This window comes from Histidinibacterium aquaticum, from assembly GCF_008710275.1.
In the GTDB taxonomy this organism is placed as follows: Bacteria; Pseudomonadota; Alphaproteobacteria; order Rhodobacterales; family Rhodobacteraceae; genus Oceanicola; species Oceanicola aquaticus.
This window is the reverse complement of the sequence record NZ_VYQE01000001.1, coordinates 583,759-598,071: the sequence shown is the minus strand read 5'-3', so window position 1 is coordinate 598,071 and position 14,313 is coordinate 583,759. Positions and strand designations below refer to the sequence as shown.

General features: G+C 68.5%; 14 protein-coding genes. 6 read left to right on the top strand and 8 right to left on the bottom strand.

All coding sequences use genetic code 11. From position 1 onward, the window contains the following. The first annotated feature begins 4 nt into the window (after nucleotides 1–4). From F3S47_RS03020 to F3S47_RS03010, 3 genes are all read left to right on the top strand, one after another. The gene (locus tag F3S47_RS03020; RefSeq protein WP_150443722.1) at nucleotides 5–376 is read left to right on the top strand and encodes an RNA-binding S4 domain-containing protein; all 372 of its coding nucleotides are present in this window, start codon (nucleotides 5–7) and stop codon (nucleotides 374–376) included. A 53-nt stretch (nucleotides 377–429) separates the two neighbouring features. Then, the gene (gene fdxA, locus F3S47_RS03015) at nucleotides 430–765 is read left to right on the top strand and encodes a ferredoxin FdxA (protein ID WP_150443721.1); all 336 of its coding nucleotides are present in this window, start codon (nucleotides 430–432) and stop codon (nucleotides 763–765) included. Between the two features lie 178 nt (nucleotides 766–943). Further along, nucleotides 944–1,459 carry a CarD family transcriptional regulator gene (locus F3S47_RS03010; protein WP_150443720.1) on the top strand — a complete coding sequence of 172 codons (516 nt, stop codon included), beginning with the start codon at nucleotides 944–946 and terminating at the stop codon, nucleotides 1,457–1,459. A 70-nt stretch (nucleotides 1,460–1,529) separates the two neighbouring features. Here F3S47_RS03010 and F3S47_RS03005 read toward each other — a convergent pair whose 3' ends face one another. The 5 genes from F3S47_RS03005 to F3S47_RS02985 all read right to left on the bottom strand — a co-directional run bounded on the left by F3S47_RS03005 (nucleotide 1,530) and on the right by F3S47_RS02985 (nucleotide 6,966). Then, a complete protein-coding gene (locus tag F3S47_RS03005; RefSeq protein WP_150443719.1) occupies nucleotides 1,530–3,056 on the bottom strand; it encodes a sugar ABC transporter ATP-binding protein in 1,527 nt (508 codons plus the stop codon). Then, nucleotides 3,053–4,054, bottom strand: coding sequence for an ABC transporter permease (locus F3S47_RS03000; RefSeq protein WP_150443718.1), 1,002 nt, complete (start codon nucleotides 4,052–4,054; stop codon nucleotides 3,053–3,055). The genes F3S47_RS03005 and F3S47_RS03000 overlap by 4 nt, the downstream gene beginning before the upstream one ends. A gap of 13 nt (nucleotides 4,055–4,067) precedes the next feature. Further along, the gene (locus tag F3S47_RS02995; protein WP_150444200.1) at nucleotides 4,068–5,042 is read right to left on the bottom strand and encodes an ABC transporter permease; all 975 of its coding nucleotides are present in this window, start codon (nucleotides 5,040–5,042) and stop codon (nucleotides 4,068–4,070) included. Between the two features lie 85 nt (nucleotides 5,043–5,127). Continuing rightward, entirely contained in the window at nucleotides 5,128–5,925 is a 798-nt protein-coding gene (locus tag F3S47_RS02990) for an SDR family NAD(P)-dependent oxidoreductase (RefSeq protein WP_150443717.1), read from the bottom strand. 78 nt (nucleotides 5,926–6,003) lie between these two features. Continuing rightward, nucleotides 6,004–6,966 (bottom strand): sugar ABC transporter substrate-binding protein, encoded by a 963-nt coding sequence (locus F3S47_RS02985; RefSeq protein ID WP_150443716.1) that lies wholly within the window; start codon nucleotides 6,964–6,966, stop codon nucleotides 6,004–6,006. 280 nt (nucleotides 6,967–7,246) lie between these two features. Between F3S47_RS02985 and F3S47_RS02980 the strand changes: the two genes are divergently transcribed. Together F3S47_RS02980 and F3S47_RS02975 are read left to right on the top strand one after the other, a co-directional pair. Continuing rightward, nucleotides 7,247–8,989 carry an extracellular solute-binding protein gene (locus F3S47_RS02980; RefSeq protein WP_150443715.1) on the top strand — a complete coding sequence of 581 codons (1,743 nt, stop codon included), beginning with the start codon at nucleotides 7,247–7,249 and terminating at the stop codon, nucleotides 8,987–8,989. A 28-nt stretch (nucleotides 8,990–9,017) separates the two neighbouring features. Continuing rightward, nucleotides 9,018–9,821, top strand: a complete 804-nt coding sequence (locus F3S47_RS02975; protein WP_150443714.1) for an SDR family NAD(P)-dependent oxidoreductase — start codon at nucleotides 9,018–9,020, stop codon at nucleotides 9,819–9,821. Between the two features lie 22 nt (nucleotides 9,822–9,843). Here F3S47_RS02975 and purD read toward each other — a convergent pair whose 3' ends face one another. Continuing rightward, a complete protein-coding gene (gene purD / locus F3S47_RS02970; RefSeq protein WP_150443713.1) occupies nucleotides 9,844–11,106 on the bottom strand; it encodes a phosphoribosylamine--glycine ligase in 1,263 nt (420 codons plus the stop codon). A gap of 117 nt (nucleotides 11,107–11,223) precedes the next feature. Here purD and xseA point away from each other — a divergent pair, with 117 nt between their 5' ends. Then, a complete protein-coding gene (gene xseA / locus F3S47_RS02965; RefSeq protein ID WP_150443712.1) occupies nucleotides 11,224–12,768 on the top strand; it encodes an exodeoxyribonuclease VII large subunit in 1,545 nt (514 codons plus the stop codon). A gap of 4 nt (nucleotides 12,769–12,772) precedes the next feature. Here the strand turns inward: xseA and F3S47_RS02960 are convergent, their stop codons facing one another. Both F3S47_RS02960 and F3S47_RS02955 read right to left on the bottom strand, forming a co-directional pair. After that, nucleotides 12,773–13,165 carry a hypothetical protein gene (locus tag F3S47_RS02960; RefSeq protein ID WP_150443711.1) on the bottom strand — a complete coding sequence of 131 codons (393 nt, stop codon included), beginning with the start codon at nucleotides 13,163–13,165 and terminating at the stop codon, nucleotides 12,773–12,775. A 37-nt stretch (nucleotides 13,166–13,202) separates the two neighbouring features. Next, a complete protein-coding gene (locus F3S47_RS02955; protein ID WP_150443710.1) occupies nucleotides 13,203–14,249 on the bottom strand; it encodes an alkane 1-monooxygenase in 1,047 nt (348 codons plus the stop codon). Between the last annotated feature and the right edge of the window lie 64 nt (nucleotides 14,250–14,313).

Genomic DNA, 14,313 nt, shown 5'->3' with positions numbered 1-14,313 from the left:
CCGCTTGGAGCCGCGTCCGACGCTCCGCATCGACAAGTGGCTCTGGCAGGCCCGCTTCTTCAAGACGCGCGGCCGGGCCGCCGAGCTCGTCTCGGCCGGGCGCGTGCGGCTGGACGGGGCGCCGATCGCGAAGCCCGCCCGCGCGGTGGGACCCGGCGACGTCCTGACCTTCCCGCAGGGAGAGCGCATCAGGGTCGTCCGGATCGTGGCCATCGGCACCCGGCGGGGGCCCGCGCCCGAGGCGCGCGAGCTCTACGAGGATCTCACGCCGGAGCCAGAGCCGAAAGCGCCCCCGCCGCCCCGGTACGAGGGCAAGGGGCGCCCCTCTGCGAAGGACCGGCGCGACCTCGCGAAGCATGGTCCCAAGGGTGCTTGAAGCTCCCTCGCAGCTGTTCTAGGTCGGCGTGCGAAGGAAGGACGGGCCGGTACATGACCTATATCGTCAACGACAACTGCATCGCCTGCAAATACACCGATTGCGTCGAGGTCTGCCCCGTGGACTGCTTCTACGAGGGCGAGAACATGCTCGTCATCCATCCCGACGAGTGCATCGACTGCGGTGTCTGCGAGCCGGAGTGCCCGGCGGATGCGATCCGCCCCGATACCGAGCCCGACATGGAAAAATGGGTTGAGTTCAATCGGAAGTACTCCGAGAAATGGCCCGTGATCATAACGAAGAAGGATCCGCTGCCCGGCGCCGACGAGATGGACGGCAAAGAGGGCAAGATGGAGCTCTTCTCGGAGGCGCCCGGCGAGGGCGGCTAAGCGCCGGTTTACCCAGCGGTGGCGGCGGCCCTTCCATTGGGCCGCTGATTCTGCTATATTGTGCATCGATGCTGCTGGAATCCTGAACCGCAAGAAACCTCGATGATCGACGGAGGCCCCGGTCCCCGCCGGTCTTCTGTCGTCCGATGGTGTCAGGTGCCCCTGGAAGGACCCTGCGATGAGCAAGACCAAGAAGAACGACTTTTCCCCTGACGACTACGTCGTCTACCCCGCGCATGGCGTGGGGCAGATCATTTCGATCGAGAAGCAGGATGTTGCGGGCATGGAGCTCGAACTCTTCGTGATCTCGTTCGAGAAGGACAAGATGACCCTCCGCGTTCCGACCCACAAGGCGTCGGAAGTGGGGATGCGCGCGCTGTCCTCGCCGGACGTCGTCTCGCACGCCATGAAGACGCTTAAGGGCAAGGCCAAGGTCAAGAAGGCCATGTGGTCGCGCCGTGCCCAAGAGTACGAGCAGAAGATCAACTCCGGCGACCTGATCGCCATCGCCGAGGTGGTCCGTGACCTCCACCGCGCCGACGATCAGCGCGAGCAGTCCTACTCGGAGCGTCAGCTCTACGAGGCCGCGCTCGAGCGTCTGACGCGCGAGATCGCCGCGGTCGGCGGCAACGACGAGACCGCCGCCGCCAAGGAAATCGACGACGTCCTGGTGAGCCGCGCCGCCGCGGCCTGATACTCGGACCGATCTGACTCGAGAAAGCCGCGGGGTGTCCCGCGGCTTTCTTCGTCTCAGGGGGCAGGGCTCAGGCGCTGACCGGCTCCCGCTCTGCGCTCTTGCCGGGCTCGATGCCCGAAATCGCCTGGATCAGGTTGTCCTCGGTCACCTCCTCGGAGGTGAAGGTCCGCATGATGCGGCCGGAGTACATCGCCACGATCCGGTCGCTGACGTGCAGCACCTCCGGCATTTCCGAGCTGATGACGATCACCGCGTAGCCCTGGGACGCCAGTTCGCGGATCAGGTTGTGGATCTCCGATTTCGAGCCCACGTCGATGCCCCGTGTCGGCTCGTCGACGATCAGCACCTCGGGGTTCATCGACAGCCATTTCCCGATCACGATCTTCTGCTGGTTGCCGCCCGAGAGGTTGCCGACGGTCTGCTTCCAGCTCGGTGTCCGGATATCCAGCTTCTCGCGGTACTTCTCGAAGATCGCGATCTCGGCGCCCTCGGCGGTGAAAGGCCCGCTCGACAGCTCCCCGACCTGCGGCAGGGTCATATTGTCCCGGCAGTTCATGCCGAGGACGAGCCCCTGGCTCTTCCGGTCCTCCGGCACCAGGCTGATGCCGAGAGAGATCGCCTCGGCGGGAGAGTGGATGCGCACCTCCTTGCCGTGAACGTGGATCGAGCCCGCCGTCGGGCTGCGCAGGCCGAAGAGCGTCTCGGCGATCTCGGTACGGCCGGCGCCGACCAGCCCGTAGAAGCCCACGACCTCGCCCTTGCGCACCTCGAAGCTGATGTCCTCGAAGAGCCCCCGGCACGAGAGCCCGCGCGCCTCGAGCGCCACTTCGCCCAGCTGGTGGTGCGAGGTGTTGCGGCTGAGGTCGAGCGTCCGGCCGATCATCAGTTGGGTCACCTCGTCCTCGTTGGTCTCGGCCGTGTTGAGCGTCCCGCGGTACTGTCCGTCGCGCAGCACGCTGATCCGGTCGGTGATCTTGAAGATCTCCTCCATCCGGTGGGAGATGTAGATGATCCCCACGCCCTGCGATTTCAGATCGGCGATGACGTCGAAGAGCACGACCTTCTCGGCATCGGTCAGGGAGGCTGTGGGTTCGTCGAAGATCACCGCCTTGGCGTCCACGGTGAGGGCCCGCGCGATCTCGACCATCTGCTGGTTGGCGATGGAGAGCGTGCCCACGCGAGTCCGCGCGTCGAAGCCCACGCGCAGGGTCTTCAGGATGCGATCCGTGCGCTCGTAGAGCGTCTCCCAGTCCACGAAGCCCCAGCGCTTCTTCGGCAGCTCGCCGAGGTAGATGTTCTCCGCCACCGTCAGCTCTTCGGCGAGGCTGAGCTCCTGGTGGATGAAGACGATCCCCTTGCCCTTGGCGTCGAGCGGGTTCGCCATCACGGCGGGCGTCTCGCCCACGAGAATGCGCCCCTCGTTCGGCTGGTGGATGCCGCCCAGCACCTTCATCAGGGTGGATTTGCCGGCGCCGTTCTCGCCCATGAGGGCATGGACCTCGCCGGGGAGGACGTCGAAGGAGACACCGTCGAGCGCGCGCACGCCGGGGAAGGTCTTGACGATACCTTCGAGCCTGAGAGCCGGTTGGGTCATGTCCGCAGGGCCTCCTTGCCCTTCACGTTCAGTTGCCGGTCGAGGAAGAGAACGGCGATGAGGATGAGGCCGATCACGAGGTTCACCGTCTCGGTGTCCGCGCCGATGTGGCCCAGTCCCTTGCGCAGCAGCTGGATCGCGATGACGCCGCCGAGGGTCGAGATCACCGAGCCCGAACCTCCGGTGAGCTTGGTGCCGCCGAGGACGACCGCGGTGATGACCCAGAGCTCGTAGAGCTGGCCGTCGTTGGGATTTACCGAGCCGCTCTCGGAGTAGAATACCACCGCAGAGAGGGCCGCGAGGAAACCGATCAGGACGAAGTTCCGCATCATGTGCGGGCCTACACGGATACCCGCGTTGATCGCCGCCTCGCGGTTGTCGCCGATGGCATAGGCGTTCCGGCCATGGATGGTGCGGTGCATCACCACCCAGATCACCGCTGTCACGCCCAGCAGGAACCAGGTGGCGGTGTGCAGGCCGAGGAACTGCGCCTCGGCGAAATCGACCAGCGTCCAGTTGAGGTGGCTGGTGGGCTGCTCGCCGTTGTACATGAAGACGAGGCCACGGAAGCCGAGCATCGACCCCAGGGTCACGATGAAGGCGTCGACGCCGGTCTTCCAGACGATGAGCCCGTTGATCGCGCCCAGCACCGCACCGGTGAGCAGCGCGAAGGTCCAGGCGAGCGGGATCGCCCAGTCGCCCATCGCCGCCATGAAGGGCCATGTCATGCTGTCGAGCAGCACGACCGCGGCCAGGGCGAAGGTGGCGCCCACCGAGAGGTCGATGTTGCCGTTGATCATGATGATCGTCATGCCCATCGCGATGATCCCGATGGGGGCCGACTGCTTGAGCAGCAGCAGCATGTTCGCCGGGTCGAGGAAGGCGTTGTCGCTCACCGAGAAGAACTGTCCGGCGATGCTGAAGAAGATCAGCTCGAGGACGATGAAGCCCCAGATCGCGCCGCGGGCGAGGAAGGTGCTGAGGGTTCCGGGTTTCATGGGGTGTCCCTCCTCAGGCGATCGGTGACCAGAGCCGGCCGCGCTTGGCCGCGATGTCGAGCCAGACCGCCAGGATGATGATGATCCAGGTGACGACGTACTGGACGTAGAATTGCAGGCCGACGAGCAGCAGGCCGTTCTGGATGAAGCCCAGGATCAGCACGCCGATGACCGTCTTGAAGATCGTACCGGAGCCGCCCAGCAGCGAGGCGCCGCCGAGGATCACCGCCGCAAGCACTTCGAGCTCCATCCCCTGGCCCACGGTGTTCTGCGAGCCCAGCGACCGGCTGGCCTGGATGAGGCCCGCGCAGGCGACGCAGAACGCCGAGATCAGGTAGCAGGCGAAGACGACGCGCGCCCGCCGGATCCCCGAGAAGGTGGCCGCCGTGCCGTTGCCGCCCACCGCGTAGACCTTCCGTCCGAAAGGGGTCTTGGCGAGGATGACGCCGAGTGCAGCGGCGAGCGCGAGGAACATCAGGATCGGCACCGGGATCCCCAGGGCCTCGCCCTGGCCGAAGACGCTGAACCAGGTCCCGGACTTGTCGGCGATGTCCATGTTCTGGCCGCCGGAATAGGTGAGCGTGAGCCCGTGGATGGCCGAGAGCATCCCCAGCGTCACGATCAGCGAGTTGAGCCTCAGGTAGCCCACGAGGAAGCCGATGAAGGCGCCGAGACAGAGCGTCATGGCAAACATCGCGGGGATCGCGAGGGCTGGGCCGATCTTGTCGTGCAGGTCGAGCACGACGATCGTCGAGAACGACATCATCGACCCCACGGAGAGGTCGAGGTTGCCGCTGATGACCACGAAGGTCACGCCGAGCGCCATGACCCCCAGGATCGCGGAGGATCGGACGACGCCGAGCACGTTGTCGGGGTCGATGAAGCGTGGGTTCGCGATGGTGAAACCGATGATGAACAGGACGAAGGCCACCAGGATTCCCTGCTTGGCCAGAAACGTTCCCACGGACGCCTTGCTCAGGCCCGCCATCTTGCTGTCCTCCCTGCCGGTCTCGCTTGTCGCCGGCCGCTTGTCCGATACGTCTGCCATGTCCGCCTCCTCCCCGAGACGTCTGTCAGACGAGGGTCATCCCCCCGTCGATCATTACGATCTGCCCCGTCATGTAATCGCTGTCCTTCGATGCGAGGAAGGTCGTCGTGCCGGTGATGTCGTCCGGCCGGGCCACTCGACCGCGCAGAATCCCGGTCGAGAACTCCTCCATCGCCTGGCCGGGGCGCTCGGCGGCGCCGATGTTCATCAGGTCCTTGTCGACCTGGTCCCACATCTCGGTGGCGACGACGCCCGGCGCGAAGCCGGTCACGGTGATGTTGTGCTTGGCCAGGTCGCGCGCGCCCGACTGGGTGAGCGAGACCACGGCGTGCTTGCTGGCGCAGTAGGGCGCCACGTTGTCGAAGCCCTGCCGGCTAGCGATCGAGGCGGTGTTCACGATCTTGCCGCCCGTGCCCTGGGCGATCATCTGGCGGGCGGCCTCCTGCATGCCGATGAGGCAGCCCAGACCGTTGACGCCCATGATGAAATTCCAGTTCTCCTCGGTCACGTCGAGGAAGTTCATGGGCTTGTTGACGCCCGCGTTGTTGAACTTGACGTCGAGCTTGCCGAAGCGCTCCACCGCGTGGGCGATCATCGCGCGGACCTGCTCGCGGTCGGTGACGTCGACGGCCGCGTGGGTCACGCGCGCGCCGCTCCCGTTGACCCGGCCCATGGCGCCCTCGGCGACCTCGGCTGCGGCGTCACCGTTGATGTCCGCAAAGCAGACGTCGGCGCCTTCCTCGACCAGGGCTTCGCCGATGGCGCGGCCGATACCCCGGGCGGCGCCCGTCACGATGCAGGAGCGGCCTGCCACACGTCCCATAACCCGATACCCTTGTTCGAAGCTGAAGAATGAGACCGGGCGCGGGGAGAGGTCCCGCGCCCGGCCAGGGAGGAGAGATCAGAAGACAGGCTTCTCGAACTCATCCATGTTGTCCTGGGTGATCTTCGGCGTGTCGAAGTAGTTGAGGAACGGCACGTCCTCGCCGTTCAGCACGTCGAGCGCGGTCTGCAGCGCCGCCTCGGCGTCGTCGACCGGCGACTGGTAGATCGAGCCCCAGTAATCGCCTTCGCCCATGGCCTCGTAGCCCACGGCGAAGTTGGTGGCGCCGACGAAGACGATGTCCTCGGACCGGCCCGCGGCGCGCGCGGCGTTCAACGCGCCCACGCCCATGTTGTCGTCGCCGGCATAGACGCCGTCGATGTCGTCGTACTTGACCAGGAAGGCTTCCATGACCTGCTGCGACTTCTCGCGGTTCCAGTCGCCCGGCTGCGTCTCCATCAGGGTCACGTTCGGGCAGACCTCGGGCAGACGATCCTCGAAACCCTGCGCCCGCTCGATGGCGGTGGTGTAGCCGGGCTGGCCGGAGATCTGCACGATCTGGGCCTCGTCCTGGATGCCGAGCTCGGTGAAGCGGTCGCACATGATCTCGGCCGAGCGCGCGCCCTGCGTGATGTTGTCGGGGCCCGAGAAGGAGGCGACGAAGTCGAAGCCCGGCTCGGCAATGTTGGAGTTGGTGACGATCACCGGGATGTCGGCCTGGCTGGCCTTGCGCACGGCGGGAATGACGGCCTCGCCGTTGGTCGGCCAGATGATGATGGCGTCGACTTCCTGCTGGATCAGGTCCTCGACCTGCGCGATCTGGCGGGCCACGTCGCCGCCGGCGTCCAGCACCACTACCTCGACGTTCTCGTTCGCCTCGGCGGCCTCGATGAAGGCCTGTTCGTAGGTGGTCTGGTAGCTGTCGACGCCCACGTTGTTCTGGGTGATGCCGATCGTGTACTCCTGCGCGGCCGCGGCGCCGGCAAGGCCGGCGGTGACGAGCGCGGTGGTCGCGGCCAGAGTGATCTTGGTCGGTGTCATGTCAGGTGTCCTCCCTAGAGACTGACTGTTCTTCGGACTGTCCGCCGCCCTCCTCTTGGCGGGGCCCTCGTCGGGCCGCGGAAGTCTCGACCCTCACTTTCCACGAACATGGCCGCCCAAGCGTCAGGCAAGATGTCCGTTTCGGACATGGATGTATCCATAATGGATATATTGGACGTAACGTCTGGATATCGAACTGGACATTTTTCCACGGAGACCCGCTGTGAGCCGACGCGACAGAACAGACCCCCCGCCGAAGGACCTCCGACAGGTGAACGCAATGGCCGAGAACATCCAGATCGGACAGGCCGCCTCCCGCCAGCCGGCGGAGCGGTCGGGCCGGACCGATCTGGCGATGGCCACCGGGTTCCTCGAGGAGCTGATGCTCGAACTGGGCGGCGCGCTGGAGCCTTCGACCCCCGACCCCTACCTCGGCATGAGCCTGCACCTGCTGCGCAGCCATCTGGACGGGCGCATCGTCACCCCCTCCAGCATGGTCGCCGCGGCGGGTGTGCCCTACGCGACCGCCGTCCGTCGACTCGCCGACATGCAGAAGGCGGGCCTGATCGAGCAGCGGCCGCGGTCCAAGACCGGCAAGTCCTTCTCGCTTCATCCCAGCGAAGAGATGCTGTCCGTCTGGGCCCAGCTCTCGGACCGCATCCTGCGCCTCGGCCGCCGCGCCTTCGTCGAGACGGGCGCTCCGGCCGAGGCCGACTACTACTTCGGTGGCTCCTATATCGATTCCACGACACTGATTCCGCCGCCTCAGGTCCTGCAGCGCCCGCTCCGTCTCGCCGGAGGGCTGCGGATCCTCGTCCACGGCGACCCGACCTTCATGGTCATGGACAACCTGAAGCGCCAGTTCGAGCAGCTCGTCGGCGCGAAGATCAATCAGCGCGCCTTTTCGATCGACCGGCTGCGCGAGGAGGCGATCCGCAACGCCGCCCGGCCGCAGAGCCGCTACGACCTGATCGCCGTGGACCTGCCCTGGGTCGGCGAGTTCGTGGCGCGCGGCGTCCTCGCCCCGCTCGACGAGATGATGGAGGTCTCTCGCCTCGATCCCGGCGACTTCCACACCGCGGGCTGGCGCGCGGCGCACTGGATGGGCCGCCCCTACGGCGTGCCTGCGCAGACCACGCCTGAACTGATGTTCTACCGCCGCGATCTCTTCGCCGAGGCAGGGCTCGAGCCGCCGACGACCACCGGCGCCGTGCTGGAGGCCGCCCGCGCGCTGCACGACCCGCGCCACGGGCGCTACGGCATCGCCTGGAACGCGGCGCGCGGGACGGCCCTGGGACATACCTTCATGATGGCCTGCGCCGACTTCGGCCAGCCGATCCTCGACATGCAGCCCATCGCCGGGGGCTACGACGCCGACTGGCTGGGCCGCGAGAGACCGCGGGTGACCATCGACACCGAGCGGGGCCTCGCCGCCGCCGAGTACCTCATGGACCTGATGGACGTGGCCCCGCCCGACATCCTCTCGATGTCCTGGTACGAGCGGGTGCGCCCCTACGCCGAGGGCAAGGTGGCGATGGCCTACGGCTACACGCTGCTTGCACCCTACTTCGAGCTCGACCCCGCCTCGCCCGCGAACGGTACGACCGGCTACCTGCCGCACCCGCACGGGCCCGGCGCGCGCCCGGTGGCCCCGGTTGGCGGCTACGTCCTTGGAATCCCGGCCAACCTCGCGCCCGACCGCCGTGCCGAGGCAGCGGAGGCGCTCATCGCCTTCACCTCTCCCGAGGCGCAGAAGCTCTACATCCAGAACGGCAGCCGGACGAGCCCGCGCTACTCCGTGGGCGCCGACCCGGAGGTGCGCCGCCTCAGCCCGATCTTCGAGGCGGTCGACCAGATGTCCTGGCGCGACGAGCTGCAGTTCTGGCCGCGCCCGCCGATCCCCGAGATCTCCGAGATCATCCGCATCTGCGGCGAGGAATTCCACGACATGCTGCGGGGCGTCGTCTCCCCGCGGCAGGCGCTCAGGCGCGCGCAGGAGCGCGCCGAGGCCGCCATTCCGTAGCGACCAAGGTCAGACAGGGAGGAAACCGATGGACCCCAACCGCCTCAAGGGCAAGAACATCCTCATCACCGGTGCCGCGCGCGGCATGGGCGCGGTGAACGCAGAGCATTTCGCGGAGCAGGGGGGCAACGTCTGCCTCGGCGACCTCGACCTCGACGAGGCGCAGTCCGTCGCCGACAAGATCAACGAGCGCGGCAACGGCAAGGCCATCGCCGTGAAGATGGACGTCACCAAGCGCGAAGACAACGCGAACGCGGTGGCCGCCACCGTCGAGGCCTTCGGCTCGATCAACATCGGTGTCTTCAACGCCGGCCTCAACAAGCCCCGGTTCTTCATGGATATCGACGAGCCGAACTGGGACCTCATCATGACGGTCAACACCAAGGGCATGTGGCTCGGTATGCAGGAGACCGCGCGCCAGATGATCGCCCAGGGCCCCGAGGAGACGCCCTACAAGCTCATCAACGTGGGCTCCGTCGCCTCGCGCAAGCCGCTGGTGGACGTGACCGTCTACTGCACCTCGAAATACGGCTGCCTGGCGCTGACCCACTGCGGCGCGATCGCCCTGGCCGAGCACAACATCACGGTGAACGGCTACGCCCCGGGCGTGGTGAAGACCCCGCTCTGGGAGCAGCTCGACAAGGACCTCGTCGAGATCGGCTTCAAGGAGCGCGAGGGGCAGGCTTTCGACGACCTCGCCGAGATCCTGGCGCTGAAGAAGGTGAGCTACCCCGATGACGTGAAGGGCACCGCCGCCTTCCTCGCCAGCCACGACAGCGACTACATGACCGGCCAGATGATCCACATCGACGGCGGCTGGGTCATCCAGTGACGCGCGCCGGCTGGCGCGGGTCTCAGAGCGCGCGCCAGCCGATATCCCGCCGGAAAAAGCCCTCGGGCCAGTCCACGCCGTCGGCGAGGCCATAGGCCCGGTCGCGCGCCTCCTGCAGGCTCGCGCCGCGTCCCGTGGCCGAAAGGACCCTTCCCCCTGCGGCGACGGTCTTGCCGTCGGCCTCTGCGGTTCCGGCGTGAAAGACCATGTGCTGGCTGTCGCGCCGCAGCCCCTCGAGCCCGCCGATCGCGCTGCCCTTCTCATAGGCTCCCGGATACCCCTTGGCCGCCAGCACCACAGTCATCGCGTGGTCGTCGGCCCAGTTCGGCGCGACCTCGTCGAGCCGCCCCTCCGCGCAGGCCTGGAACAGGTCGAGCGCCTGGGCCCCCAGCCGCATCATCAGCACCTGCGCCTCGGGATCGCCCAGCCGCACGTTGTACTCGACCAGTCGCGGCACGCCGTCCTCGATCATCAGCCCGGCGTAGAGGATGCCGCGGAAGGGCGTGCCCTGCCGGGCGAGGACCGCCATCGTCGGCCGCACGATGCGGTTCAGCGCCGCCTGCTCGACCTCCTCGGTCAGCACCGGCGCCGGTGAATAGGCCCCCATCCCGCCGGTATTCGGGCCGGTGTCCCCTTCGCCCACGCGCTTGTGGTCCTGCGCGGTGCCGATGGGCAGCACGGTCTCCCCGTCCACCAGGCAGAAGAACGAGGCCTCTTCGCCCGTCATGAACTCCTCGATCACGACCTCCGCGCCGGCCTCGCCGAAGGCGCCGCCGAACATCTCGTCGAGCGCGGCGTGCGCCTCGTCCTCGGTCATGGCGACGGTGACGCCCTTGCCCGCGGCGAGCCCGTCGGCCTTGACCACGATGGGCGCGCCCTTGGCGGTGACGTAGGCATGGGCCTCGACCGGGTTCTGGAACTTGGCGTAGCCCGCCGTCGGCGCACCGGCTGCGTCGCAGACCGCCTTGGTGAAGCCCTTGGAGCTTTCCAGCCGCGCCGCCGCCGCCGAGGGGCCGAGCACCGCGAGACCCGCCGCGCGCAGCCGGTCGGCCACGCCCGCCGCCAGCGGCGCCTCGGGGCCGACGATGGTCAGGTCCACCGCGTTCTCGGCGGCGAAGACCGCGACCGCGTCGCCGTCCAGGATGTCCAGCTCGGTCGTTTCGGCCAGTTCGGCGATCCCGGGGTTGCCCGGGGCCACGATCAGCCGGTCGCATTTGGGGTTCTGCTTCACCGCCCAGGCGATGGCGTGTTCCCGGCCGCCGGAGCCGAGGATCAGGATGTTCATGCGGCCTCCCTCCGGTGGTCGCGCCTCTCCTAGTCCCGCCCGGAAAGGAGGGCAACCGGCCCGCCCGCCCCGCGGCGCGACCTTCCCTCCCGCCGCCGCAAGCCCTAGGGTCCGCCCATGGACCTGATCGACGACCCGACCCCCGGCGGCAACCTGCCCGAGTACACGGTGACCGAGGTCTCCGGCGCGGTGAAACGCACGCTGGAGGATGCCTTCGGCCGCATCCGCGTGAAGGGCGAGGTCGGCCGCGTCTTCCGCGCCCGCTCGGGACATCTCTACTTCGACGTGAAGGACGAGCGGAACGTCCTCGCCTGCACGACCTGGAAGGGCCAGATCCCCAACCTCTCGGTCGTGCCGGAAGAGGGGCTGGAGGTCGTCGTCACCGGCAAGATGACCTCCTTCGGCGGCCAGTCGAAGTACAACCTCAACGTCGAGGAGGTCTCCGTCGCGGGCGTCGGTGCGCTCATGGCGATGTTCGAGAAGCGAAAGAAGGCGCTGGAGGCGGAGGGCCTCTTCGCCGAGTCGCGCAAGCGCAAGCTGCCCTTCCTGCCCGAGGTCATCGGCGTGGTCACCTCGCCTTCGGGCGCGGTGATCCGCGATATCCTGCACCGCCTGCGCGAGCGCTTCCCACGCAAGGTGCTGGTCTGGCCGGTCGCCGTGCAGGGCCAGGCCTGCGCGCCCGAGGTCGCCCGCGCCATCGCCGGCTTCAACGCGCTCTCTCCCGGCGGCGCGCTGCCGCGTCCCGACCTGCTGATCGTCGCGCGGGGCGGCGGCTCCATCGAGGACCTCTGGGGCTTCAACGAGGAGATCGTGGCCCGGGCGGCGGCGGCCTCGGAGATCCCGCTGGTCTCAGCCGTGGGGCACGAGACCGACACCACGCTGATCGACTACGTGGCCGACCGCCGCGCGCCGACGCCCACGGCGGCGGCGGAGATCGCCGTGCCGGTCCGCGCGGAGCTGCGCGCCTGGCTCGACGGGCAGGGCGCGCGGATGAGCCATTGCACCGCGCAGGGTCTCGTCAATCGCGGCCAGCGCCTGCGGGATCTCGCCCGGGGGCTCGGGCGACCGCAGTCGCTGGTGGAGGCCCCGAGGCAGCGGCTCGACGCTCAGGACCACCGTCTGCCGCGCGCGCTTACCTCTGTCGTTCAGGCCAAGCGCCACCGGCTGTCAGAGGCCTCCGGCGGCCTGCGCCCCGCAGGGATGCGCGCCCGGCTCGCCGAGGCGCGCCGGAGGCTGGACCGGGACGGCGCGCGCCTCGCGCCCGGGCTCCAGCGCCTGGTCAACCGCCAGCGCGAAGAGCTTCGGAAATGCGCGATCAAGCTGCGCCCCGAGCCGCTCTCCCGCGCCGCCGAGCGGGACCGCCGCAGGCTCGCCGAGGCCACCGCCCGGCTCTCGCGCTGCGCCTCGGCGCAGGAGCGGCGGCGGGCCGAACGCGTGGCGGGGGCGGCCCGGCTGCTCGAGACGCTGAGCTACAAGGCCACCCTCAGCCGCGGCTATGCCGTGGTGCGCGGCGACGGGGCCGTCGTGACGCGCGCGGCGGAGGCTCGAAAGGCTGTGTCGCTGGAGATCGAATTCGCCGACGGGCGCATGACTCCGGGCGGAGGGGCCCCGAAGCGGGCGCGCAAGGGCGACGAGCCGCCCGAACAAGGCTCGCTCTTCTAGCGGATCAGAAACCGAAGTTGTTGCAGACCAGCTCCTCGTCGCCGGGCCGCGCCTCGTAGAGCGTGCTGCGCTGCTCGCCAGAGAGGAAAACCGTCCGCAGCCGTTCGCCCTCGTCGTAGATCTCCCAGCACTGGGGATCGTCGGGGGCGCGGTCGTAGACGAAGCAGATCGCCTCGCCCTGCTGGTACCATTCGCCCTGGGTGCACTGGCCGTCGAGGAAGGACCAGATCACGCGGCGTCCCTCCATGTATCGTTCGATGCCGTAGGGCTCGCCCGCGATCTCGAAGGTCAGGGTCCGGCCCTCGACCAGTGCCTCGAAGCTTTCGGCGTCGAGCGGCGTTTCGGCGTGGAGCGGCGCGGCCGCGAGGGCGCACAACAGGGCGAGAATCGGTTTCATGCCGCGCAGGCTGTCAGAGCGTGGCGGACACGGCCAGTCACTCCGCGGCGACCGGGGCCTCGCCGCGCAGGGCCTCGGCGCGCGGTGTCATGACCCGCCGCCAGCGGCGGGGTGAGAGGGCGAGGCAGGCCATGACCGGCAGGGAATAAGGCAGGCGTGGCGCGTCCGGCTCCAGCGCCAGCTCGGGGTAGGGGCGGGAGGGATGCGCATGATGGTCTGAGTGCCGCGGCGCGTTCAGCATGAGCGCGGAGGTGAACCAGTGCGGGCTGTTCCAGCTGTGCGCCGCGCCGACCGGCTCCGCCTTGCCGTCCGGCCCGATCCGGCGCGTGAGGCCGTAGTGCTGGACGTAGTCCGACATCAGCAGCTGGCTCACAGCGAAGCCCGCGAGCGTCATGTGCGCGGCCATGCCCCCTAGGCCGCCGATCAGCGCCGAGAGCAGGAGCGCCGCGAGCCCTCCCGCGGTATAGACCAGGTAGGGATGCCGCCAGGCCGGCCGTCCGGCGCGCGCCATCCGCGCGCTCTCGGCCGCGAGGCCAGCGCGGAACGACCCGATCCAGGCGCGCGGGGCAAAGCGCCAGTAGCTCTCGCCCAGCCGCGCGGAGTTCGGATCGCGCGGGGTGGCGACATGGACGTGGTGGACCAGCGGATGCGCCGAGGCGTGGTGCCCGAAGAAGAGCGTCACGTAGACCGCCGTCCCCAGCCGCCGCAGCCCGCGGGAGCCCCGGTGGATCAACTCGTGCGCGTTGGAATTGCTGACCTGTCCCAGAAAGAGCCCGGCGGCGAGGAAGAGGCAGATGCCCTCCCAGGCCGCGAGCCGTCCCGAGGAGAGAGCCGCCACCGTGCCGAAAAGCACCGCCATGTGCGCGAGGCCCAGCGCGACGGAGAGCCAGTCGGCCGAGGGAAACTCCGCCCCGGCGTCCGCCTCCGGCAGCACCGCCGCGACCGCCTCGTCGAGCGTCGCGGCCAGCGCGGTCATCCACAGGAGTCCCGCGAGCGCCCAGGCACCGCCCCAGGCGCCGCCGGCGAGGATCAGCGCCACCGGGGCCAGGGTCGCGACGGCGAAATAGGGCACGGGACTGCGCATGGCCGTCCATATCACGACAACCGTCCGGGATCATAGCCGCGCCCGCGCCCCTTCCAATCGCCGT

What these genes read in the sequence shown, in the direction of transcription:
- xseA (WP_150443712.1), top strand. Translation starts at nt 11,224, where the DNA reads ATGGACCTGATCGACGACCCGACCCCCGGCGGCAACCTGCCCGAGTAC.
- purD (WP_150443713.1), bottom strand. Translation starts at nt 11,106, where the DNA reads ATGAACATCCTGATCCTCGGCTCCGGCGGCCGGGAACACGCCATCGCC.
- F3S47_RS03005 (WP_150443719.1), bottom strand. Translation starts at nt 3,056, where the DNA reads ATGACCCAACCGGCTCTCAGGCTCGAAGGTATCGTCAAGACCTTCCCC.
- F3S47_RS02985 (WP_150443716.1), bottom strand. Translation starts at nt 6,966, where the DNA reads ATGACACCGACCAAGATCACTCTGGCCGCGACCACCGCGCTCGTCACC.
- F3S47_RS02990 (WP_150443717.1), bottom strand. Translation starts at nt 5,925, where the DNA reads ATGGGACGTGTGGCAGGCCGCTCCTGCATCGTGACGGGCGCCGCCCGG.
- F3S47_RS03000 (WP_150443718.1), bottom strand. Translation starts at nt 4,054, where the DNA reads ATGAAACCCGGAACCCTCAGCACCTTCCTCGCCCGCGGCGCGATCTGG.
- fdxA (WP_150443721.1), top strand. Translation starts at nt 430, where the DNA reads ATGACCTATATCGTCAACGACAACTGCATCGCCTGCAAATACACCGAT.
- F3S47_RS02980 (WP_150443715.1), top strand. Translation starts at nt 7,247, where the DNA reads ATGGCCGAGAACATCCAGATCGGACAGGCCGCCTCCCGCCAGCCGGCG.
- F3S47_RS02960 (WP_150443711.1), bottom strand. Translation starts at nt 13,165, where the DNA reads ATGAAACCGATTCTCGCCCTGTTGTGCGCCCTCGCGGCCGCGCCGCTC.
- F3S47_RS03010 (WP_150443720.1), top strand. Translation starts at nt 944, where the DNA reads ATGAGCAAGACCAAGAAGAACGACTTTTCCCCTGACGACTACGTCGTC.
- F3S47_RS02975 (WP_150443714.1), top strand. Translation starts at nt 9,018, where the DNA reads ATGGACCCCAACCGCCTCAAGGGCAAGAACATCCTCATCACCGGTGCC.
- F3S47_RS02995 (WP_150444200.1), bottom strand. Translation starts at nt 5,042, where the DNA reads ATGGCGGGCCTGAGCAAGGCGTCCGTGGGAACGTTTCTGGCCAAGCAG.
- F3S47_RS02955 (WP_150443710.1), bottom strand. Translation starts at nt 14,249, where the DNA reads ATGCGCAGTCCCGTGCCCTATTTCGCCGTCGCGACCCTGGCCCCGGTG.